Origin of the sequence: Effusibacillus lacus, assembly GCF_002335525.1 — a bacterium.
In the GTDB taxonomy this organism is placed as follows: Bacteria; Bacillota; Bacilli; order Tumebacillales; family Effusibacillaceae; genus Effusibacillus; species Effusibacillus lacus.
The window spans coordinates 51,365-72,464 of the sequence record NZ_BDUF01000112.1 but is presented as its reverse complement, the minus strand read 5'-3'; the positions used below and the strand labels follow the sequence as shown (position 1 = coordinate 72,464).

Genomic DNA, 21,100 nt, shown 5'->3' with positions numbered 1-21,100 from the left:
CTCTACTCCTTTCCGCTTCTGACCTGCTTGATAATGCGGTCCCAATCGGCAAGCACACTCTGCTTCGCTTGCTCAGACCGGACCATCAGCTTAAGCTTCTCCAGAAACTTGTCGGAATTCCATTCCTTTTCCCTTCTTTGAAAGTACTTGCTGCTGATCCCGTAAAACAGATTCGGGAATAGCAAATCCGCGTACAGCACCCGATATTCGTCGTCAGACAACGGATTGACCGAATGATAAGCTGATAGCATACGAGTGGCCTTTTCTCGGCTCCACTCCTTTTTTTTCATGACCTTGTTCATGATTTTGCGCAAATCCCGCGCCGGGACATCATAAGTGAGGGAGTCCATATCGAGTACCACTATTCCTCGTTTGGTCCGGACCAGGTTACCGGATGCGAAATCCTGATGGCAGAGGTTTTTATGCTGCCTCACTTTGCGGCACCATTGAGTGTAAACACCGGATTCGATAATCGCCAGTGCCTGCTTGCCTTGACGAATATAGGTATCGGCATGTTGAAGGAAGAGGGTGGAAAATTTACTTTTGTCCCGGGCAGCCATCCGCTTAAATTTTTCAAGATCCTCAAGATGCTTACGATAGCCGTCTGCCCATTTCCCAAGATGCTCCCTGCTGTCAGTTCCTGCGGGCGGATTGAATCCTTTCGATGCCCGGTGAAAAATTGCGAGTGCCTTCATAATCTCCTGCAGTTCCTGTTTGGAATCATATTCAGGGTTGGGTCCGGCCTCGTAATCACTCAAGACAAAGCAACTGCCGCCCGCTTCCGCAAATTCCTCGCCCGATCGGGCAGTTACGATCTTGGGGATGCGAACACCACCTTTTTGCAGATGTTCTACTGCGGCCAGTATGAAACGCAGACGGCTTTTGGAGCCCGGAAACTTTTTCAGTATTTTTGTTCCGCGGTCAGTATCGACCTTCCAGACCCCTTTTTTTCCTTTGTAAGAAATGACAGTGACCCGTTTGACCTTAAGCGGATACTGCCTAAGCACCACTTCAATCGGTTCTTTCACTGCAATATCCCCCCGACCGCTTCCAAATAAACTCTCTCCAGCCTATGCGCCACATGTTTGAACTGATAGTTGGTTTTGACGAACTGCCGTCCTTTTTGCGCCATTTTGGCTGCCTTTTGGGGATTTGACAGAAGCGAATCAATTGCTTCCGCGAAAGCCTTTGGATTTTTATAGTCTTTAATCACGATACCGTTTTGTTTATGTTTTACAATTTCCGCGTTGCCGCCCCGCTTGGTGGTGATAACGGGCAGACCAGCGGCCAATGCTTCATAGTGTACACGCGCCAGCGGTTCCTGCCATTGGGAACTGCAGATAAACACATCTGCCGCAAGATAGTATTTGGGGATCTCTTTAGGTGCAACATGTTTTGTGAATATTACTTGCTTTTTAAACGGCTTCGCCAACTTATGCAGCGAACGCACATAACCGTCGATACTGTTGTCGCTGAACCATTTGCCCCCGACGATCACCAGAACGACATCTTTATGCTTATTCAGCAGATATTTTAGTGACTTGATCAGAATATGAGGGCCTTTATTAGCACTCAGACGCCCCACGAACAGGATTATCTTTTTCCCCTCTGCTCCGATTTTCTTTCGTACTTTCTCCCGAATCCTGATACCCTCCTTTGACCAGACGGGTATGAACGTGCTCAGATCTGCCCCTGAGTAAACCGTACGCACCTTGTTTTTGGCGGAGGGAAACCGTTTCACGATTGTCCGTCCGATGTAATCGCTTACTGTCATGATTGTCCTGACGGACCGTATCGCTTCTTCCGCTTCTTTTGCTGAAATTTTCTCTTTTGCGAACATTTCGTTGTGAAGGCTTAAAACAAAACGGCTTTTGGGGGCCGCTTTGGCATATATCGGAACGTTTTTGGGGCGGTTGAATACATGAATAACATCATAATTCCCTTTTCCCAATTCTTTGGCTACAGCTTCCGGATATCGTTTCCCGGAGGGAAGTCGGATATATTCAATCCGTCCCCGTTTCTCTCTGTTTGGTAAACTCGGATCTTGTATTGAAAAGATCGTAAGTTCATAGTTCTTGCTGAGAATAGGAGAAACACCGTCAATTAAAATCTGAATAGCCCCTCCCTTGATTGCGGGACAAGGAAGCTTCTCGGTACAAATGAACGCAAGTTTCATAAGATCCCTCCAATCTTCGCACAATCTGTAGACTATACTATGAATTCTGCTGATGTTGTTCTTGGGCAGATACGTAAATTTCCTAAGAATATGGGCCTATTTTTGGCAATCAGATAAAGACCTTACACTTGAAAATCCTTACTCACATACGATAGCAAGGGGTGAAACCAATTGATTCGGTACGTTGTAGGGAGAAATTTGGGACATCTTACTCGTTGTGTAGCCAATATAAAATCATTTCGTAAAATCTCGGACAGGAAGATTGAAATTCATACATTTGGCAAATCTCCAGATTGGCTTCGTTCCAACCTGACCAACATAAAAATTAAAACGACCAGAAACAAAAAGTTACAAGCGGACATGGACAGATTCTTGAAATCGGATCTGATCGTACATGACTGGAGAGAAGAAGTGAAAAAAATTAAAGAGGCCCGTACAGGGACGGGCCCTATCATCGCGGGGATCTATCACAGTGACATAAGTTTCTCTGACAAAGACACAATGTTAACCAAAAAATTTAAACGTCAGATCCGTTATATTTCCCAACGAACAACAGATATTTTCTTTCATATCAACCTTAAATCCCCTAGGGGTATTCCAAAACTTGACACTTATTACGTTCCTATTCCCTTGATTGTTAGAAAACCAACCATGAAACCGTCTCGGGTCAAATCCCTGTTGGGAATTCCTGAGAACGAACAGTTTATTCTTGTTCAAATGGGAGGTGGAATCGGGAAGTACCGATATGCTTACATGCGGGAGTGGTACGAAAAAGTAAACAAACTTCAACTCCCTTACCGAATAGTAATCGCCAACCAATTGAATGGAGTTGACTACCAATTCAGACATGGGATCATCAGGGCCCCCTTATTTTCAAACGGTAGCGATCTGGTTAACGCTGCATCCCTTGTGATCAGCAAACCCGGTATGGGAATTCTTACAGATTGCATCTCCACAGGAACTCCATTGCTTGCTTTGCCTGCCGATTCTAAAGAAAGGGAAGTGAAGAACATGATGCTGCGGGATCTTACAGGCAGCAGCCTTTGCTTGGCCTCCAACCAACTTAGTCCGGAGGACCTGGCTCATCGGGTGGAAAATGTGTTGTCCAACGCTTCCCGAATTGAACGTGCCTTTCAGAAAATACCCCGAAACGGTGCGGAGATAGTAGCAAAGTCTTTAAAATTGCTGTCAGGTCGTTCTCTGAAGGATTTACCTGACATTTACAGTGAAATCCTTAAACTGACTCCTTTCAACGTCAAGTGAGACCGCTCCACTCGGAGCGGTCCCGTCTCTACATAGTCTCTGCAAGCCTATCCGTTCGGTACAAGCCCCAACAGTAAAGTTCATTGGGCACAGGATGGGAAGAGTCAGCAAGTAAAAACGGGTCTTTGTGTTAGTTCTTATATCCATTTCAAGGGGGCAAATTTGGACATAGAATGTAAAGACATCGGTGCAGAAAGGATGGTGTGAATGAAGATCTTGCTGGCAACTTATTGGTATCTTCCCCATGTGGGTGGTGTATCAACCTATGTTTATACGCTTAAACGAGAGTTGGAGAAAATGGGGCATGAAGTTGATATTTTTGCCCATCATCCTGACATGCAAAAATACTACATGCCAAACAATGGACGTTACATTGACAAACCTAAAATCAAAGACCCGATTTACGAGAAAATGATGACCTATTACGAACAATATCTGCCCCAGGTTGACCCCTGGATTCGCTGGAGAGACATCGAACGTTACAGTTTTGAAGCCGCAGCTGCCGTTTTTGGCCTGAAAAAGTATGATTTGATCCATACCCAAGACTTGGTTTCCACCAGAGCTTTGTGGCGCGTGAAATCAAATGACACCCCATTAATTGCTACCATCCATGGATGTCTCGCTACAGAATTCATTTATTCCAGGGAAATCAAAAGCAAAAATTCTCTCCCCTGGCACTATGTCTCCGCCGAAGAATACTACGGATCCACATCGAGCAACATTACAATGGTCCCGACACATTGGCTGAAGAACCTGTTAAGCACAGATTTTAATGTCCCGGGTTCCCACCTGACTGTCGTTCCTTACGGTATGGATATAAACGCTTTCTTTAAGAAAATGAATGCCAAAACTGCGGTAAATGTCCCTCCAGACAAAAAAATTCTCGTTTGTCCGGCACGTCTTGTCCCGGTTAAAGGGCACAAGCATCTCCTCAATGCATTGGCAAAGCTGAAGGAAGAACGCGATGACTGGCTTTGTTGGCTGATTGGAGACGGAAGATTACGCAGGAAACTGGAAAAACAGACAATATCCTTAAATCTTCAGGATCACGTGATTTTCATGGGAAACCGACAGGACGTTCCGGCCTTGCTCAAACAAGCGGACATATTCGTACTGCCCAGCCTGCAAGACAACCATCCTTTCTCCGTGATGGAAGCACAGGTTGCCGGTAAAGCAGTTGTAGTGTCTGACGCCGGAGGCATACCGGAAATGGTGACTCATAAAATAACCGGCCTTATCTCCCCTGCAGGTGAAAGCGAACTTTTATTTCAAAACCTGAAAAGGGTGATAGAAAACGATTCCCTGCGCTGCCAGTTGGGTGAGAACGCCCAACAATGGGGCATGCTGCAATGGTCTTTGGATACCATGATGGAGCGAATTTTGACTATCTATGAAAAAGTGACTCCGAATCTTCGAAAAGGGGGGATTCGCGGTGGACGGAAAAAACAAACAAACTAAGAGGAGAGGAAAATCGAAGAAAAAAACAAGTTCGTCGAAACTGCGTAAGAATAAGAAAGTCGCCAAACGGCGAAACAAGCAGACTTTTAAAAAAAGGAAACTGAAAACAAAGAAGAAAAACAGACAGAAGCGGTCAAAGGCCAGACCCAAGACAACCAAAAAATCCAAAACCCGAAACACTAAGAAAACAAAGAACACTAGTAAAAAACAACCCTCCAAAAGTAAGAACTCCAAGCAGAAGAAAGACAAGGAGGAACTCCTCGAGTACGCAGTTCCTTTGAACACAAACTGGAACACTTTAAGCCCGGGAGACAAATTGTACAATTCCCTGTTCTCATTTGAAGCCGAAACTCCTAACGTTTGGATGGATCCTTTGACATGGAACATTGTCTATGCAGCCGTTCCGACGGGCTATTCGATTCCCGACCCTGCCTTTATCAATGTCCTGTCACAACGTGTTGCCTGGAATCTGCTGCAACCCACGATCTCTGACAACAATTCCATTGACTATAACAGATTCTTGGCAACAATTACACATGAAGAAGCCACAGCCTTCCAAAGTGAAATGAAAGATTCAAATGAAAGTACTGCGCCCCCTTCGTTGTCTTAAACGGGGGGCAGTTTTCATACAGAATTCATTACGATTTTAACGGAGGCAAATGGATGAAAATATTGTTGGCAACGTTCTGGTATTTACCGCATGTGGGCGGGGTGGATACCTACTTGCGGATCTTAAGGGAAGGATTGGAGAAGCGGGGACATCAGGTGGACATCATGGCGCATCACCCGCCTATGAATTCTGTTTATTTGGTTACAGGTGAAAGGGTCGTCGAGAAAAAACCAATCCTTTTCCCGATGCACGATATGATGATGGATTACTTTGACCAGGAACTGCCGGATCTGGACAATTGGGCCCGTTATCGGGAGATTGAACGATATGTGTTTGAGATGGCATCCGTGTTACTGGGATTGGATGATTATGACATCATTCACACCCACGATGTCATTTCAACAAGGGCATTTTCCAGAGTGAAACCTGCAAACATCCCTCACGTAGCCACTATCCACGGATTATTGATGGAGGAGTTTTTCATAACCAAAGAAATTGAGCAAGAAGGGACGATGCGATGGAAATACAGTTTTGTCGAAGAACATCTCGGAGCTTCCTCGCCGGATGCCACAATTCTGCCAAGTGAATGGCTGCGCAGGGAATATATCAACCGTTTCTTTGTCCCCCCCGACAATTTAACGGTGATTCCGTACGGGTTAAACACTGAGAAAATCATACGGGAAACGGATTCGATCAAACGCATTCCCCGGTCGGACAATAAGTTGGTGATCATCTGTCCGGCACGGTTGGTACCATACAAGGGACAGCGTTATCTGTTGGAGGCGCTTGCCAAACTAACCGGGTTCCGGGATGACTTTGTCTGTCAATTTGCCGGAGACGGCCAAATGAGAAAAGAATTGGAAGAACTGGCTGAAGAATTGAATTTGCAGGATCATGTCGAATTTTTGGGCAACCGAAAGGACATACATTACTTATTCAAACAGGCGGATCTATTCGTTCTGCCCACTTTGGTGGAAAACCATTCTTTAGCCGTGATGGAGGCACAAGTGACAGGACTTCCCGTAATCACCACCCGTGTGGGGGGAAATCCTGAACTGGTAAGTCACCTGCACACCGGTATGCTGGTGGAACCCCGCAGCGTCATGGAGTTATGCCAAGCGATTCTGACTCTTATGAATAACCCCGAATTACGAAAGAACATGGCAGAAAACAGCAAACACTGGGCCAGAAAATACTGGCGTCCGGATATCATGGTGGAACGGACACTGGATGTATACAGAAAAGCAGCTGATAAATACAAATGAGGCGCTTGCCAAGCGCCTCATTTGTATTGACTCCGGGGTTGTTTGTCATCAGAACATCAGGAAAGCGGCAGCATCGGAATATGAATGAGTTTTCCATATCCGGCTACCTGGACTCTGATTTCCTGGTCCCCATATGTTTTCGATGTTCCTTTTACCATATATTCTCCCGGCGCCAGTCCGTTGAACTCATAGTCCCCCGTGTGATGAACCGGGATTTCCATTATGAGATTCTGATCCCTGTCAAAAATCTGAACTTCCGCCTTTTCTAAGGGTTGACCGGAAAATTTGTCATACACTGTCCCTTTTAACGAAGAAGACGGTAAAGGTTGAATCTTCCCCCACCATTCTCCTCCTTTTAACGGTTCCAACATTTCCTTGTCAGGAATCTTGTAAGTGTCAGCCAGTAAAAAGGACAATTCATCCCATACCTCTTCTTCCAAAAAATAAACCTTTTTCGATGGTTTAAAGCTGAATATATTGACGTAGGGCTCCATTAGATCCGGCAGACCGGGAACGATGATTTCATCCAATAAAAAGGAAAGTTTTCGCTCGTCTTCGTTGATTCCTTTTTCCTTGGGAACAAATGTATCGCTCGCCACAATCTCCAAATTTCCCCTGAACAGCGGCGGAATTTCGGCACGAATCGAAAACTGTCCGCCAAGATTGCTTGCTTGATGAATCAATTGTCCGTTCACATAGATGGAAAGATCCAATTTTTCCGGATAAGGCAGTCTGCGGCCTTCAATAGTCAGGGAGGATTCCTTCTTAATATTCCGAAGCGGGAGTACAAACCGCCTGGAAACCCATCCATCGTGGTACCGGCCTGTAAATTCCTCGTTATTCATGAGTGCCCTCCTGTTTAAAAATTCCTCCGATACACAAGACCGGGAACCATTTGCTCCTGTTCATGGAATGATATCCTCCTGACTACGAACTGATTTTCTGATAACCAGCATTGTTTTGCACTGCATTAATTTTTCATATGCCGGATTTCTGTCTAAAAATTGATCGACCACCTTAGCCACATCGGGTTCACCCGGGTAACCATAATCATGAAACACAATCAGGCCACCTTCTGAAATTTTCTCGCTGTAGTTTTTTATATCATTCCAAACCCCTTCAAAGCTGTGGTCCCCATCAATGAATAACAGGCTGATGGGATCCGTTACCTGATCCTTCACCAATCTGGAATCTCCAATAATGCAGTCAACACGATCCGTCAATTCAAATTGGCTGATATTTGTCTTGAATTCCTCCAAGGTGGACTCTCTTTTTAGACTGCCAAATCTTCCCCGACAATCAAAAGTATCAATCGTAACTATTTTTTTCTTTTTACGGCTGACATATTGACTGCCCAAACCAAGACAAATCGCAGACTTTCCCATCCATGTTCCGATCTCCACAATCTGTCCCTCTATTTCATCTACCATCGAGGGCAGTAAGAACAGGGTGATCATTTCCCACTCTTCCAAAAATCCCTCAACCTTATGAATACGGCCGATTATCTCCGTCATGTCGATTTGTTTCACTCTGCTCCCCACTTTCCCGATCCCATGAAATCCCGCAGGGCATCTTTCCAATGCCGGAATTCGGCAAAGCCATTTAACCGAATGGATGTATGGTCAAGAACGGAAAAAGAAGGTCTTTGCGCAGGGCGAGGAAAATTTTTTGTTTCGACAGGGGTTACTTTTACTTCGATTCCTGCTTCGGTAAAAATTGCTGTCGCGAATTCGTACCAGGAACACATACCGGTATTGGAGGCATGATAGATGCCATACTTGTCTGTCACAAGCAAATCCTTTAGAAATTGTGCCAAATCCGGCGAATAGGTTGGACTTCCTGTCTGGTCATAAACTACGGACAATTCATTTCTCAACTGAGCAAGTTTTAACATGGTATTTACGAAATTATGGCCATGCTTGCCGAATAACCAAGAGGTTCTCACAATGAAGTATTTGTCGGAGAGAGTCTTAACCATTTCTTCTCCCGCCAGCTTTGATTTCCCATACACGCTCAGCGGGTTGGTCCGGTCAAATTCTTTATAGGGAATTGAGCTCTGCCCGTCAAATACATAGTCTGTACTGATATAGACGAGCTTTGCCCCCACTTTTTGGGCGGCTGCAGCCAGATTACGGGTGCCATAGGTATTGGCAAGATAGGCTCGGTCCTGATTGGATTCAGCCTCATCCACTTGCGTATAAGCTGCGGCATGAATGACAGCGTCCGGCTTGATTTGCTGAACCACTTGAAGGACTTGGGGCAAGTCGGTAATATCCAGCTGCTGCCGGCCAAAGCCAAAGATTTGGTGATGATCCGACAGGGTACTGACCAGGTCGGTCCCCAATTGCCCGTTTGCTCCAGTAATCAAAACTCTCATCGAATCAATCCCTGCCTTCGATAATCGTCCCTGGAAGCTGCACTCTTCATGTGTATCCACCAGTCTCGGTTGTTGATATACCATTCCACCGTTTCTTTGATCCCTGTTTCAAATGTATATTTCGGCTCCCATCCCAATTGGGTTCGCAGCTTGGAGGCATCAATCGCGTAACGACGGTCATGACCAGGCCGGTCTTCGACAAAACGAATCAAGCTTTCCGGTTTATTTACCAGAGACAAAATTTTCTTTACAATATTCAGATTGGACCACTCGTTGTTTGCTCCAATATTATAAATTTCACCAGGCTTCCCCTGATGGATCACTGCGTCAATTGCTGCACAATGATCTTCCACATGCAGCCAATCCCGCACATTCCCACCGTCACCGTAAACCGGAAGCTCTTCATCCATCAGGGCATTCGTTATCGTTAGAGGAATCAACTTCTCAGGAAACTGGTAGGCGCCATAATTGTTGGAACAACGGGTAATATTTACCGGTAATCCGTATGTTTCGCGATAGGCACGCACCAGCAGATCTGCCCCCGCCTTGCTGGACGCATAAGGGCTATTGGGAGCAAGCGGTGTCTCTTCTGTAAAATAGCCGGTTGTACCGAGAGTTCCATAAACTTCATCGGTGGAAATTTGGATGAACTTCCTAACGTTGTATTTACAGGCCGCTTCCAATAGGGTTTGTGTCCCTAAAACATTGGTGCGAATAAACAGATCCGGTTCCTTAATACTTCGGTCCACATGAGATTCGGCAGCAAAGTTGACAATCACGTCTGAACGCCCTGGAGAAATGCCGGCAATCCCTGAGTTCTTCCCGGAGACGAGAGTGTCAACCAATTCCCGGTCACAGATATCTCCTTGAATAAACCGATACTTTGGATAATTTTTTATATCTTCGAGGTTTTCCGGATTTCCCGCATATGTGAGAAGATCCAGATTGATGATCTCATAATGGGGATATTTGCGAATCATATACCGTATAAAGTTACTACCGATAAAGCCGGCTCCGCCGGTAATAAGTAATTTCATGAGTATGCCCCTTATTTGAATTTTGTGGTCCAATCAAAACCGATACCCGGATCATTGTATGGAATTCTGTATTCATCCGGCTCCAAAGGATTATAGGAGTATGTCGTTATATACATAATAATGGCCGGTTGATTGCCAAGCACCCGGTATCCGTGAGCCACCATGCGGGGAATTAAAAGGGAAATCGGATTGTTTTCTCCCATATAGTAAACATCCGTGCATTTATATGTCGAAGAATCTTCCCGTAAGTCATGAAGGACGACCTGTACATTGCCTGTTGGAAAAAACCATAAATCGTCCTGTTTTTTATGATAATGGAAGGCTTTGATTACCTGGGGATAACTGAGGGAAGCCGACAACTGGCCAAACCGCTCTAAAAGATCGTCATCATCACGCAGCACTTCCATAAAATATCCCCGGTCATCGGTGTATTTCTGCAATTTTTTGATTTTTACCCCCTCAATCAAAACCAGTCATCCTTTCCCCTTTAATTGGAACCTTGCCGACCACTGTCTCCGCTTACTTTTTCTTCAAAATAGCCTTTAAGTGAGACCCGGGCGATGTATGATCGACTAAACCCTGTTCCACCATTTCGAAGTGTGTCTGAATGCCGTACATCAGATTAGGGCTGGCAAAATACTGCAGGGAAGCTTCGGTCCAGACAGATTTATGTGTTGGATCCTGCCACACCTCCCGTTTCGGGTACACAGGGCTGAATATTTCGAATATACCGTCCGGCTTTAATATCCGGTAAACTTCATTAAACAGCGTGATGACCGGGTACTCCACTTGCCATTTTCCATTTTCCTTGTAATAAACATAGGGAGGCACATGCTCAATAAAATCGTAAGCCACCACCTTGTCTGCCGAGTTGTCGCCCAAAGGAATCGGTTCCAAACCCAAATTGCAAACAATATCCGCGCTGCTGGCAGGCGGCGGAACAATATCAATGCCAATGTCTCCGCGTTTATGGGGACCACATCCCAAATCTACAATCATGCTCTCTCTTCCCTCCAAATGTTCCTCCATTTTTCGATTCGCTGTTGATTCAACTGATGCAGCTTTAAATCCTGATAGATTTTGTCGCCGATGGAACCCCATTTTCTGGTGAAAGCCTTGCCTGAATCAATCAGCTGCGGATGGCCAAATTCACGGCTGGTTGCATTGCCAAAGTGATGAACATATGCCCCCCCATAAATCTCAACCTTGTTCCAGCAAGAAGCGATCAGCACTCTTTGCACAAAATCAACGTCTTCCCAAAAAGCCTTGCCGAATCCTTCTTCAAAACCCCCAACCAGATCAAACAGGCTTTTCCGGATCACCACCACGGAAAAATGGATATCAAAGATGCGCAGATCACAGTTTCTTCCGGTAAATGATTCGGCAAATTGGGAAAATCCGCCATAAAACCGGTCCAGTTCCGGCAAAGACCAGCCAATCGGTTCATCTGACCTGTTCACGATCGATTCATCGGGAAAATTGTGCGGGTGTCCCCACATATATGTGTTTTCCACCGGACTGACCAGACCGATTTGATTGTCCCTTTCCATTTCAATCAGTAAAGATTCCAACCAGCCTTTGGTGACAACCACATCGTTATTGCAAATGCAAACGTAAGGCGCTTTCGCCATCTGAACTCCCTGGTTCCATCCCTTGCTGACACCATAATTCTTGTCATTCTCAATCACTGTGACATCAGACAGCCCCTGTAAATACTCCCTGGTACCGTCCGTCGAGCCGTTATTCACGACGATTAACTGATAAGGAATCAAGGTATGCCGGCGGACGCTCTCAATAAAAAGTTTCGTTAAGGGAAGCTGATTATAGACACAGGTTATAATGCTGCACCGGATCATAGAAAACCTTTATCCCGTAATATTCAAATTTTGGGATCGAACGGCAAACCCATATCTTCCTCTTACCTCGTCAATAAACGATTGGATGTTGGCAAGGGGAGGCTCACTGTTTTTGACTGCCACGGCATAAACTTCGGCAGGATCCACCTCAAGCGGATGTTTTTCCCATAAAACAGTGCAGAAAGAGAAATTCTCCAACAGCATATCGACACAAGAAGGTGTATAACGCCAATAGTCAGAGGGATAATCATGTATTTGAAAATTGAAAGGCACCGCCAGCAGCAGAATTCCACCATCCTGCAGCACCCGATAGATTTCCCGGATCGCGTTAAAAGGGTTTTTCACATGTTCCAACGTATCTACCGTGATTAGGCTGCCGACCGACCCGGATGCCAGGGATAAGGATTCCACGTCTTCAATCTGATCCACCCCCGGACCCATTCTCATATCGCATCCTACATATTTTTTCCCTGGGAAGTAGGGGCGCAGGTCGGCATACCCTTCCTGACCGGCAACCTGATAGGAGCCAATTTCATAGATTGGTTCAGGAACTGCAAAATGTTTAATGGCGATCTCCAGGAACTGTTTTACTATACTTTGCAATTTTCTCATCTCCCGCTTACTTGTTTGTGTTTGGTTCAGCCAGCAGCTTCAGGTATTTTCCGGCCACATTTTTCCACTGCCGCTCTTCAACAAATTCCAGTTGTGTTTGATTCTGTCCCAATTGATTAATAGATAAAAGCTGCTCCTGCAGTTCTCTTTCGTTTCTTACCTTGATCACCACCCCTTCCGGGACATCCTTGAACCATCCGACATCATTGACAATAACCGGTCTGAGCGTGGCCAATGCTTGATTGACTGCACTTGAAGAAACACAAGCCGCGATCTCCGGATACCAGAGGACGATCACGTCCGCTGCGGCAAGGCGCATCATCAACTGATCCAGCGGCAGCCAGTCAGTATTGCGGATGATATGGTCACCGCTGACGAGACAGCTGTTGGTCGAATCCAGCACCAAAAATTTATAACCTAAATCGGCCGCCATTCGGGAAATCAAATTGTAATCGGTGCGTCCCAAGCCAAATGTGGATACAAGAGGACCCTGGTAGTTGAACATTTGTTTAAGTTCATCTTTGGTAAAATGGACGGGAGTCGGAACGCCATGGGGAATATGGTGAGCATTGGGCAGCAGCTGTTTCATTTGCAGATTGGCACAAACGAATTTGTCTACCAGATGGAACGGGAAGTGGGGGCCAATACAGGAATCGTGAAAAGTTACGATAACCGGAATCTGTTGTTGCCTTAAGTATTGAAATAACGGAATCAGGTTTATGTCATTAAAAATTCCGTTTTGATACTGCAAAATGACTGCCTCGATGGCTCTCCGCCGCAATTCCTGAAACATCACCGGGTAATCAAAATCCCCTGTTTCGCTCCACGCCCCGGCATTAAAACAGCGGACCAAATCGCTGCTTTCGACATCATCGCCGCTTGCTATCAACCATCTCCGATCCGCTCGAACCGTTTCCAGCCGATTGCCAAAGATTGTGACAGAATGCCCCAACTCCACCAGCGCGTGGAAAAGAGAAAGATTGTATTGAGCAATTCCGCATTTCATGCCATAGGAGCTAAATAATCCGATCTTCAAATTTCTGCCCCCGTTCTTCATTCATCGGCCTCTGTTAACATGCTTATGTTTTGCGCCAATCCATGGAAACCCGGTCATTATCATCAAAATCTGTATTTGGCAATAAACTCATTTACGTTTCCGGAAAGCAAAAGCGGCCAAGCCTCCCTGATTTGCTCAAGATTCCAGTTCCACCAGGCTATTTTTTGCAATTCATCTATCACGTCTTGCGGAAACCGAAAACGGATGATTTTTGCCGGGTTCCCACCTACAATCGCATACGGCGGAACATTCCTGGTGACCACGCTGCGTGCGCCAATCACCGCCCCGTTTCCGATCGTTACTCCCGACAGAATCAATGCATCTTTGCCAATCCAAACATCATGTCCGATATTGATGTCTCCCTTTGTTTTGGGATGTCCTTTGTACTGGTCTGCCTCTGGAAAAATCGGATTGAACGGATAAGTTGTCACCCAATCAGACCGGTGTTCTCCCCCCAACATGAGGATGACGCCATCGGCCATCGAACAAAATTTGCCGATCCGCAATGTTGTGCCGTCCCCGTATGAATAAATTTGCGGCGTGCCATATGTCCAATCCCCTACCTCGTAGATGGAATAGTGAGAGATTTGATTTGTAAAAATCATGCAAAATCCTCCCTTGTTTGTATGTCACACCCGGCGGCTGCGGCATACAACATATAATGAACAGTTAACGCGGAAGGAGCACTGCCATGGTTGGTATCATGCTGACCACTTACAATCAGCTCGAAGACACCAAAAGGTCTTTGCAGAGTCTCAGAGAAAACACAACGATTCCTTACAAATTGGTAATTGTGGATAATGCCTCCACAGACGGCACTGTGGATTTTTTGCGTGATCAGGGATATCAGATCATTGAAAATCAACATCCTGTCTGTTTGTCAGTTGCGTTAAATCAAGGCTTAAGACACTTGTTGGCCGATCCCGACAATCGGTACATCGGTTGGGTCCATAATGACATGCTGTTTTATCCGAAATGGATGGAAAGGATACTGGATTTATTCGCTCAGGAAACCGCTTTCGGCAAGATAGCTCCCGTCAGTCTGCATTTATTCGGCCCCGACGATCCGAAGTTCGCGGAAGAATTCATGCTGAAACATCATGCTGTTTGTTATCCGGGAAATGCATGTCCATGGGTGATGCCGCGAGAGGTGGTTGAGAAAGTAGGTTATTTTGACGAGCGTTTTATTCAGTGCGGCGGATATGAAGATTGGGATTACAACAACAGAATTCTCGAGGAAGGTTACCAGGTCGTGATTACAATGGGCAGCACGGTTTGGCACCCGGCAATGGGAACCAGAAAAAACCATGACGAATCTGCATCCGCTTTGCACAATGCTGCAGTTTATCATGAAAAATGGGGCATCGACCACCCAAAGGTTTAGCGGTCTAAAGAAAACTTGGTATTCACCAAGTCCCCGGACTTGTGAATGCCTTAGTTGCACTTATGTCGATAGGACAAAATTTATAATTTCCTATCGACCAACGGAAGTAAGCCCGTCACCTTGTCGAACCTTCAGGTGACGGGTATGCTTTATTTCAGCTTTCGTTTACATTCTGAACAAGTTGTGCCCGGTTCGATGCGCACCCCGCATTCGCATACCCAGCCGATTTGTTTGGCAGGATTCCCCACTACAAGGGCAAATGGGGCCACATCCTTGGTCACCACCGCCCCGGCCCCCACCATCGCATACTCCCCTATGGTTACACCGCATACAATCGTCGCATTCGCTCCGATGGAAGCGCCTTTTTTCACCCTGGTGGGCGTGATTTTCCAGTTTGTATTGAAAGCTCTCGGAACCAGGTCGTTAGTGAACGTCATATGCGGCCCCAAAAACACATCGTCTTCAATTATTACCCCATTGTAGATCGAGACGCCGTTTTGAATTTTGCAGCGGTCGCCGATTCGCACTCCTTGATCAATGTAAACATCTTTCCCGATACTGCATTCGCCACCGATAACAGCACCTTCCCTGATTTGAACCTGGTTCCAAACCGCAGTATTTTCTCCCACCGATGCTGTTGGGGCGACTTCCGCGCTCTCGTGTATGCGAATCCCCGGTTTCATTGTTCGCTACCTTTCCCTGCGTACTTGATAATACTTTGCTTAACAGCTTCCGCCATCCGCAATGTATCCAATCCTTCTTTTGCCGAAACGATGGGAGTTTTATCGTTCTCAATGCAATCGATAAAATGCAGCAGCTGCTCTCTTAACGGTTCGTAGGCGGGAACGATCACCTTTTCCACGATATTTTGCTGTTTGTAATCCGCGTCCCGATTGGACAAAAAGAAATTTGTGGAACGGGAAATCAGTATTTTTTTGTCCAACAGATCCGCACGGATATATGCCTTTTTGGTGACCGCATGTATCGTTCTGACCTTTTCCTCTGTCACCAGGCTGGCTGTCAAGGTAGCCAGCATCCCGTTTGCAAATTGAAACGTGGCGACCACATGGTCAAGCTGTTCATGCAAGCGGCTTCCATAAGCTGTAAAGGAGACAGGGACGAGTCCGCTTAAATAGGACAGGATATAGAGATCGTGAATCATTGTATCCATAATCACGTCAATATTTTTTACTCTTTCCTCAAACGGGCTGAGACGATGAATATCAACAGCTATTACTTCTTCTTGCTGCATAATGTTTTTCAGCACGCGAATTGTCGGATTGAATAATTCTATGTGCCCAACCTGCAGCTTGCGATTTTTATCCCTCGCCAGTTCCCGCAAACGTTCCCCTTGTTCAACAGTGGCAGTAATCGGTTTTTCTACCAGTATGTGAATACCGTTCTCCAAACACTGTTTGGCCACCTGGTAATGGTCAAAAACCGGAACTGCAACAATTGCCGCATCGACTGATTGTAATAAGCCCGCAAGGTTGGAGAACGCCTGTATTTCATAGTCCCCCGCGATCCCGGCCGCTTTTTTGCAGTCGATGTCAAACACTCCGGTTAACCGGCAGCGATCCTGCAGTCCGGACAAGACACGGATATAATTTTTTCCCATCACGCCTGTGCCGATCACACCGATCTTCAAAGTCATGAATCTCCTCCACCTTTATAAAACGCAATTACACTGCGGGCCACATGCAAAACCGCTTTCCCGGCCATCTCGGGATAAAGCGGCAGACAAAGCACTTGTTGTGACAGCTGCTCCGCCACCGGACACAGGCCCTGTTTGTATCCCAGCTGTTGATAACTGGGCTGCAAATAGATAGGTTTTGGGTAATGCACGGACACCTGTATGCCATTTTGCCCGAGGAAAGTAATCAATTCTGTCCTTTCGCGACTATCGGACGTTCGGACCGTAAATAGATGATAAATGTGATCAGCGGCCGGCTTGGTTTGCGGGAGTACCAGCGGGAGGCCCTGCAGGAGGGAGCTGTATTGGGCTGCTATCTCTCTTCGCTTCCTGTTCCATGCGTCAATGTACCTGAGCTTAATCCTCAGGACAGCGGCCTGGATTTCGTCAAGCCGGCTGTTTATGCCTAGCATTGTATGATGATATCTGGATTCGCTGCCATGTTCCCGCAGCAGCCTGATTTTTTTAGCCAGGTCCCGGTTGGAACAGGTAATCATGCCTCCGTCTCCAAAAGCGCCAAGATTCTTGGTCGGAAAAAAGGAAAAACATCCGGCATGTCCCCAAGTACCCGCTTTCTGCCCGGAAAAACCGGATCCAAAAGCTTGGCATGCGTCTTCAATCACGATCAGAGAATGCTTGTTTGCAATTTCTGTAATTTTGTCCATTAAGGCACATTGGCCGTAAAGATGCACCGGTAAAATTGCCTTCGTCCGGTTGGTGATTCGCTCTTCAATTTGCTGCGGATCCAGATTGAAGGAATCAGGGTCTATATCCACAAACACGGGTACCGCACCCGTTCGCAAAATCGAGTCACCTGTAGCTACAAATGAAAATGGGGTGGTAATGACTTCATCACCCGGTCCGATATCAAATGCCTTTAATGACAAATACAACGCATCGCTGCCGTTGCCGACTGAAACCGCTTCGGCTGCTTGCAAATAGTCGGCCGCCTCATGCTCAAACTCTGCCACATTGTCTCCCATTACATATTGACCGCTTTCGAGGACCTTTTGGATCGCTTCCTCCACCTCAGTCCGGATTAAACTGTATTGGGCCTTTAAATCAACGAATGGAATTCTCATTGTTGTTCCCACTTCTTTCCTGCTGATTTAATGCGATCCATTGCAAGAAGGTTCTTTGCAGGCGGCTCTCGAAACGTTTAAATGCGTAGATTCGGGCGGCGCGTTTTCGGCCATGGGATCCCAGTCTTCTGATTTTTTCCGGATCTTGAATTAAACTTGTCAGCAGCGCACTTACCGACTGGATATCCCCTTTGTCTGTCAACAGACCGGTTTTCTGATGAATGATCATCTCTTTCAGGCTGCCCGATTGATAGGCAACGATCGCTTTACCGAATGCCATCGCCTCCAATACCACATTGGGAAAAGCTTCTTCCACCAAACTGGGGACAACAACCACATCTACTGCAGGCAGAATGTCTTCGATTGCCGGGACGATCCCCCGATATTGAAACTCTACGGAAGCAAGCTGTTTCGATTCCTCCATGCAGAGAGTGAAATATCCGGGGTCGACGATATTGCCCGCAGCAACCACGGTAACATTCGGAATGTGTTTGAAGAGAACAGCTGCACGGACTACTTCCAGCAATCCTTTTCCCGGATAAACCGATCCGAACCATCCGATCACAATCCGGTTGTCGGTCCACCCGTTCTGGCTACGGGTGATTTTTCTTTTTTTCGCAATCGACTTATAGGGAGGAATCTCTACACCGTAAGGCAGTAAAACAATTGAATCTGTTCTGCCGGCAGATTGGGAAAGGGAATCCTTAACCGCCCGTGATGGGACCAGGATTTGACTGGAGTGGGACAAAATCAGCGTTAAGAGAGGATGCATCCCATCCTGGTTTGGCATGACTTCGTGGATATACCACCATAAGGGTATTTCTCGTTTACGGGCAATCAATGCCGGCATTACATTAATGACACTGTTGGCCACAATCAAATCCGGCGAATAACAGGCGATTGCCTGCTCAAGCTGACCGCCTTCCGCATCCTGCTGCAGCAAATTCAATTCATCAGGCAAGCTGTTGGGGGCATGAATAAAACTCCACAGCAAAGGAAAAGGAATCACTTTTGCCTTTACCCCCATCTCAATCGCTCTTTGCGTGGACAGTCCGGGTTGCGGACTGAACCACATTACCTCAAGCTGCAATTTTTGCAGAACGAAAGCAACCATCAGCAATACCTTTTCGGAACCGGTAACCATTTCAGGATTGGAGTCGTGACTTACCAGCAGCACCTTTTTGATTGTCAAATTCGGTCACCCGGCTAAACTCTGGCCCGCCAATAATCAAGCAAGTCCTGTAATGTTTGGTCAAAAGGGATTTCCGGTTTCCAGCCGGTTTGTTTATGAAACTTCTCATAATTGCCCAACAAAATATCCACGTCGGATGGTCTCATTCTGCCTGGATCCTGCCGGATTTCAATTTCCGCTTTGCTCATCCGCAGCAGCTTATGCAGCATCTCTTCAATCGTATAAGTAACTCCGGAAGCGATGTTATAAACTTCTCCGGGAACTCCCTTTTCAACTGCCAACCAATAGGCTCTCACTACATCCCTTACATCGGTAAAGTCCCGTTTTGCCTTTAAATTTCCCACATAAATCACCGGAGGGTTGTTCCCTTTTTCGATTTCCGCAATTTGCTTCGCAAAGTTTGAGGTAACAAACGATTCTCCCCGCCGGGGGCCGGTATGGTTAAAAGTGCGGGTGCGAAACACTTTCAGCCCGTAACTTTTGTGATACTGATATCCCAGATAATCCTGCCCCACTTTGCTTACCGCATAGGGGCTCAATGGACGCAGAGGATTCTCCTCTTTAATCGGCACTTCATCCGGATATACCTGACCGTACTCTTCACTGGAACAAGCGATCTGAATCCTGCAATCCAGGTCGTGCTTCAGTACCGCTTCAAATAAGTTTAACTGTCCGACTTGGTTGGCAATCAGAGTCTCCCCGGGGGAATTCCAGGAAGTGGGCACAAAACTCTGAGCCGCCAAATGAAAAATCACATCCGGTTTGATTTTTTTAATCATTTCGGAAACAGAGTGAGGATCTTTCAATTCGCATTCATACAAGTGGATTTCACTGAGGATATCCTGAATATTTTCCATCCGGCTCCTTACCCGATAGGTGCCGTAGACTTCAACGTCCTTTTGATTGCTTAATACCCATTCTGCCAAATGGCTTCCGGCAAATCCGGTAATGCCGGTAATTAAAACTTTTCTCATCGTCTCTCCTCACCCGCTTTTTTACTAAGATTTTGTTTATAAAATTCTCTGTATGCCCGACCGACTTTCTCCCAACTGTTGTCTTTGAGAAATAAGTCTCCCTTTGCGATCAACTCTTGCTGCAGGCTGGAATGCAGGAAAACCCGGCATATGGAGGAGGCGATGGTATCCGCTTCCGCGTTCGGCATTTTGAAGACTTCATTTTTCAAATCGGAAAAATACAGGTAATTCGTTGTAATGACCGGTCTCCTGGCAGCCAGCATCAGCCGCACTGCTGCCGAAATTCCTTTTTGGTTGTGTTCCACATAGGGAAGCACATTCATATCCATTGTGCTCAGCAAATTCACAATCGCTGGCTCTGGCAGATATTCTTTTATCCAGATTAGATAGTCATTTTTTTCAAACCGGGTTTGCAGTTTCTGATAAAACGAATAGTAGGGATGTTCGTGATCGAGGTAATTGGGATAATGGGAGAAAAAATAGCCTTTCAAATCGGGAAAATAAGCCTTCAATTCGATCAGGGCATCCATCAGATTGGCGATCCCTTTATGCGGAAAAGGAAAACCAAAAAAGCCGATGGAAGGATGTCCGTTGATGGTAAACAACTTTCTCGTTTTGTCAGCTGGCTGCAGCGGAAAAGACTGGCAGCCGATCGGCATTACGGCCAATTGTTCCTGCCGGAAACCGTCAGCAAGGCACAGTTGTTTCATTTGTTCGGAATGAACGATGACAATGCAGCTCCTGCCGGATATCAACAAATTATGACAAGCCAACTCGCTGCTCCATGAGTGCAGTGTGGTGACAATAGGGATTGATTGCTGCTGCAAAGCAGTCAGAATCTGATATAAGGCAGTAAAGTCATAGATCGAATGTTCATATTGAAAATGGGCGATATCAATCCCATCTTTTCTCATAACGGAAGGCAGGTCCGGATTTACATCGGAATAAACCTGCACGGTAATCGATTGGTCTTGGGTATGCTCAATTAACTGTTTTGTGTAATCGGCGACTCCGCATTGTTGTCCCCATGTAGGGATGACCATACCGACTTTTATTTTTTTCAT

Annotated in this window: 23 protein-coding genes; 5 read left to right on the top strand and 18 right to left on the bottom strand. The window is 46.2% G+C overall.

Going from position 1 to position 21,100, the window contains the following annotated elements; translation table 11 throughout:
* Positions 1-2 precede the first annotated feature (2 nt).
* Complete coding sequence (locus tag EFBL_RS19580; protein ID WP_165912620.1) at positions 3-1,028, bottom strand: CotS family spore coat protein; 1,026 nt, start codon at positions 1,026-1,028, stop codon at positions 3-5.
* Positions 1,025-2,176: a glycosyltransferase family 4 protein gene (locus EFBL_RS19575; RefSeq protein WP_096184336.1), complete on the bottom strand. Its 1,152-nt coding sequence runs from the start codon at positions 2,174-2,176 to the stop codon at positions 1,025-1,027. Before EFBL_RS19575 ends, EFBL_RS19580 begins: the two co-directional genes overlap by 4 nt.
* Positions 2,177-2,827: 651 nt before the next feature.
* Between EFBL_RS19575 and EFBL_RS19570 the strand changes: the two genes are divergently transcribed.
* The 4 genes from EFBL_RS19570 to EFBL_RS19555 all read left to right on the top strand — a co-directional run bounded on the left by EFBL_RS19570 (position 2,828) and on the right by EFBL_RS19555 (position 6,772).
* Positions 2,828-3,439 carry a glycosyltransferase gene (locus EFBL_RS19570; RefSeq protein ID WP_165912621.1) on the top strand — a complete coding sequence of 204 codons (612 nt, stop codon included), beginning with the start codon at positions 2,828-2,830 and terminating at the stop codon, positions 3,437-3,439.
* 207 nt (positions 3,440-3,646) lie between these two features.
* Positions 3,647-4,897, top strand: a complete 1,251-nt coding sequence (locus tag EFBL_RS19565; RefSeq protein WP_096184332.1) for a glycosyltransferase family 4 protein — start codon at positions 3,647-3,649, stop codon at positions 4,895-4,897.
* Positions 4,872-5,507 carry a hypothetical protein gene (locus EFBL_RS21010; RefSeq protein WP_096184330.1) on the top strand — a complete coding sequence of 212 codons (636 nt, stop codon included), beginning with the start codon at positions 4,872-4,874 and terminating at the stop codon, positions 5,505-5,507. The genes EFBL_RS19565 and EFBL_RS21010 overlap by 26 nt, the downstream gene beginning before the upstream one ends.
* Before the next feature lie 53 nt (positions 5,508-5,560).
* The gene (locus EFBL_RS19555; protein ID WP_096184328.1) at positions 5,561-6,772 is read left to right on the top strand and encodes a glycosyltransferase family 4 protein; all 1,212 of its coding nucleotides are present in this window, start codon (positions 5,561-5,563) and stop codon (positions 6,770-6,772) included.
* 56 nt (positions 6,773-6,828) lie between these two features.
* On the opposite strand, the gene EFBL_RS19550 is transcribed toward EFBL_RS19555, so the two are convergent.
* The 10 genes from EFBL_RS19550 to EFBL_RS19505 all read right to left on the bottom strand — a co-directional run bounded on the left by EFBL_RS19550 (position 6,829) and on the right by EFBL_RS19505 (position 14,316).
* Positions 6,829-7,617, bottom strand: coding sequence for a carboxypeptidase-like regulatory domain-containing protein (locus EFBL_RS19550; protein ID WP_096184326.1), 789 nt, complete (start codon positions 7,615-7,617; stop codon positions 6,829-6,831).
* Between the two features lie 60 nt (positions 7,618-7,677).
* Positions 7,678-8,301, bottom strand: coding sequence for a class I SAM-dependent methyltransferase (locus tag EFBL_RS19545; RefSeq protein ID WP_096184324.1), 624 nt, complete (start codon positions 8,299-8,301; stop codon positions 7,678-7,680).
* Positions 8,298-9,149, bottom strand: coding sequence for a dTDP-4-dehydrorhamnose reductase (rfbD, locus tag EFBL_RS19540; protein ID WP_096184322.1), 852 nt, complete (start codon positions 9,147-9,149; stop codon positions 8,298-8,300). Before rfbD ends, EFBL_RS19545 begins: the two co-directional genes overlap by 4 nt.
* On the bottom strand, positions 9,146-10,186 hold the full coding sequence (rfbB, locus tag EFBL_RS19535; RefSeq protein WP_096184320.1) for a dTDP-glucose 4,6-dehydratase: 1,041 nt from the start codon (positions 10,184-10,186) through the stop codon (positions 9,146-9,148). Before rfbB ends, rfbD begins: the two co-directional genes overlap by 4 nt.
* An 11-nt stretch (positions 10,187-10,197) precedes the next feature.
* Positions 10,198-10,653 (bottom strand): dTDP-4-dehydrorhamnose 3,5-epimerase family protein, encoded by a 456-nt coding sequence (locus EFBL_RS19530; RefSeq protein ID WP_096184318.1) that lies wholly within the window; start codon positions 10,651-10,653, stop codon positions 10,198-10,200.
* 52 nt (positions 10,654-10,705) lie between these two features.
* A complete protein-coding gene (locus EFBL_RS19525; protein WP_165912622.1) occupies positions 10,706-11,185 on the bottom strand; it encodes a methyltransferase domain-containing protein in 480 nt (159 codons plus the stop codon).
* Complete coding sequence (locus EFBL_RS19520) at positions 11,182-12,042, bottom strand: glycosyltransferase family 2 protein (RefSeq protein ID WP_096184315.1); 861 nt, start codon at positions 12,040-12,042, stop codon at positions 11,182-11,184. The genes EFBL_RS19525 and EFBL_RS19520 overlap by 4 nt, the downstream gene beginning before the upstream one ends.
* 9 nt (positions 12,043-12,051) lie before the next feature.
* The gene (locus tag EFBL_RS19515) at positions 12,052-12,645 is read right to left on the bottom strand and encodes a methyltransferase domain-containing protein (RefSeq protein ID WP_165912623.1); all 594 of its coding nucleotides are present in this window, start codon (positions 12,643-12,645) and stop codon (positions 12,052-12,054) included.
* 16 nt (positions 12,646-12,661) lie between these two features.
* On the bottom strand, positions 12,662-13,690 hold the full coding sequence (locus tag EFBL_RS19510) for a glycosyltransferase family protein (RefSeq protein WP_131927723.1): 1,029 nt from the start codon (positions 13,688-13,690) through the stop codon (positions 12,662-12,664).
* 83 nt (positions 13,691-13,773) lie between these two features.
* Positions 13,774-14,316, bottom strand: a complete 543-nt coding sequence (locus EFBL_RS19505; RefSeq protein ID WP_096184309.1) for a CatB-related O-acetyltransferase — start codon at positions 14,314-14,316, stop codon at positions 13,774-13,776.
* An 86-nt stretch (positions 14,317-14,402) separates the two neighbouring features.
* Here EFBL_RS19505 and EFBL_RS19500 point away from each other — a divergent pair, with 86 nt between their 5' ends.
* Entirely contained in the window at positions 14,403-15,095 is a 693-nt protein-coding gene (locus tag EFBL_RS19500; RefSeq protein ID WP_096184307.1) for a glycosyltransferase family 2 protein, read from the top strand.
* Positions 15,096-15,244: 149 nt separating this feature from the next.
* On the opposite strand, the gene EFBL_RS19495 is transcribed toward EFBL_RS19500, so the two are convergent.
* From EFBL_RS19495 to EFBL_RS19470, 6 genes are read right to left on the bottom strand one after another with little or no spacing between them, the layout of a single operon-like run.
* Positions 15,245-15,778: an acyltransferase gene (locus EFBL_RS19495; RefSeq protein WP_096184305.1), complete on the bottom strand. Its 534-nt coding sequence runs from the start codon at positions 15,776-15,778 to the stop codon at positions 15,245-15,247.
* Positions 15,775-16,749: a Gfo/Idh/MocA family protein gene (locus tag EFBL_RS19490; protein WP_096184303.1), complete on the bottom strand. Its 975-nt coding sequence runs from the start codon at positions 16,747-16,749 to the stop codon at positions 15,775-15,777. The genes EFBL_RS19495 and EFBL_RS19490 overlap by 4 nt, the downstream gene beginning before the upstream one ends.
* Positions 16,746-17,870, bottom strand: coding sequence for a DegT/DnrJ/EryC1/StrS family aminotransferase (locus tag EFBL_RS19485; protein ID WP_096184301.1), 1,125 nt, complete (start codon positions 17,868-17,870; stop codon positions 16,746-16,748). The genes EFBL_RS19490 and EFBL_RS19485 overlap by 4 nt, the downstream gene beginning before the upstream one ends.
* On the bottom strand, positions 17,851-19,062 hold the full coding sequence (locus tag EFBL_RS19480) for a glycosyltransferase family 4 protein (protein WP_096184299.1): 1,212 nt from the start codon (positions 19,060-19,062) through the stop codon (positions 17,851-17,853). The genes EFBL_RS19485 and EFBL_RS19480 overlap by 20 nt, the downstream gene beginning before the upstream one ends.
* A gap of 14 nt (positions 19,063-19,076) precedes the next feature.
* Positions 19,077-20,036 (bottom strand): GDP-mannose 4,6-dehydratase, encoded by a 960-nt coding sequence (locus EFBL_RS19475; RefSeq protein WP_096184298.1) that lies wholly within the window; start codon positions 20,034-20,036, stop codon positions 19,077-19,079.
* Positions 20,033-21,100, bottom strand: a complete 1,068-nt coding sequence (locus tag EFBL_RS19470) for a glycosyltransferase family protein (RefSeq protein ID WP_096184296.1) — start codon at positions 21,098-21,100, stop codon at positions 20,033-20,035. The genes EFBL_RS19475 and EFBL_RS19470 overlap by 4 nt, the downstream gene beginning before the upstream one ends.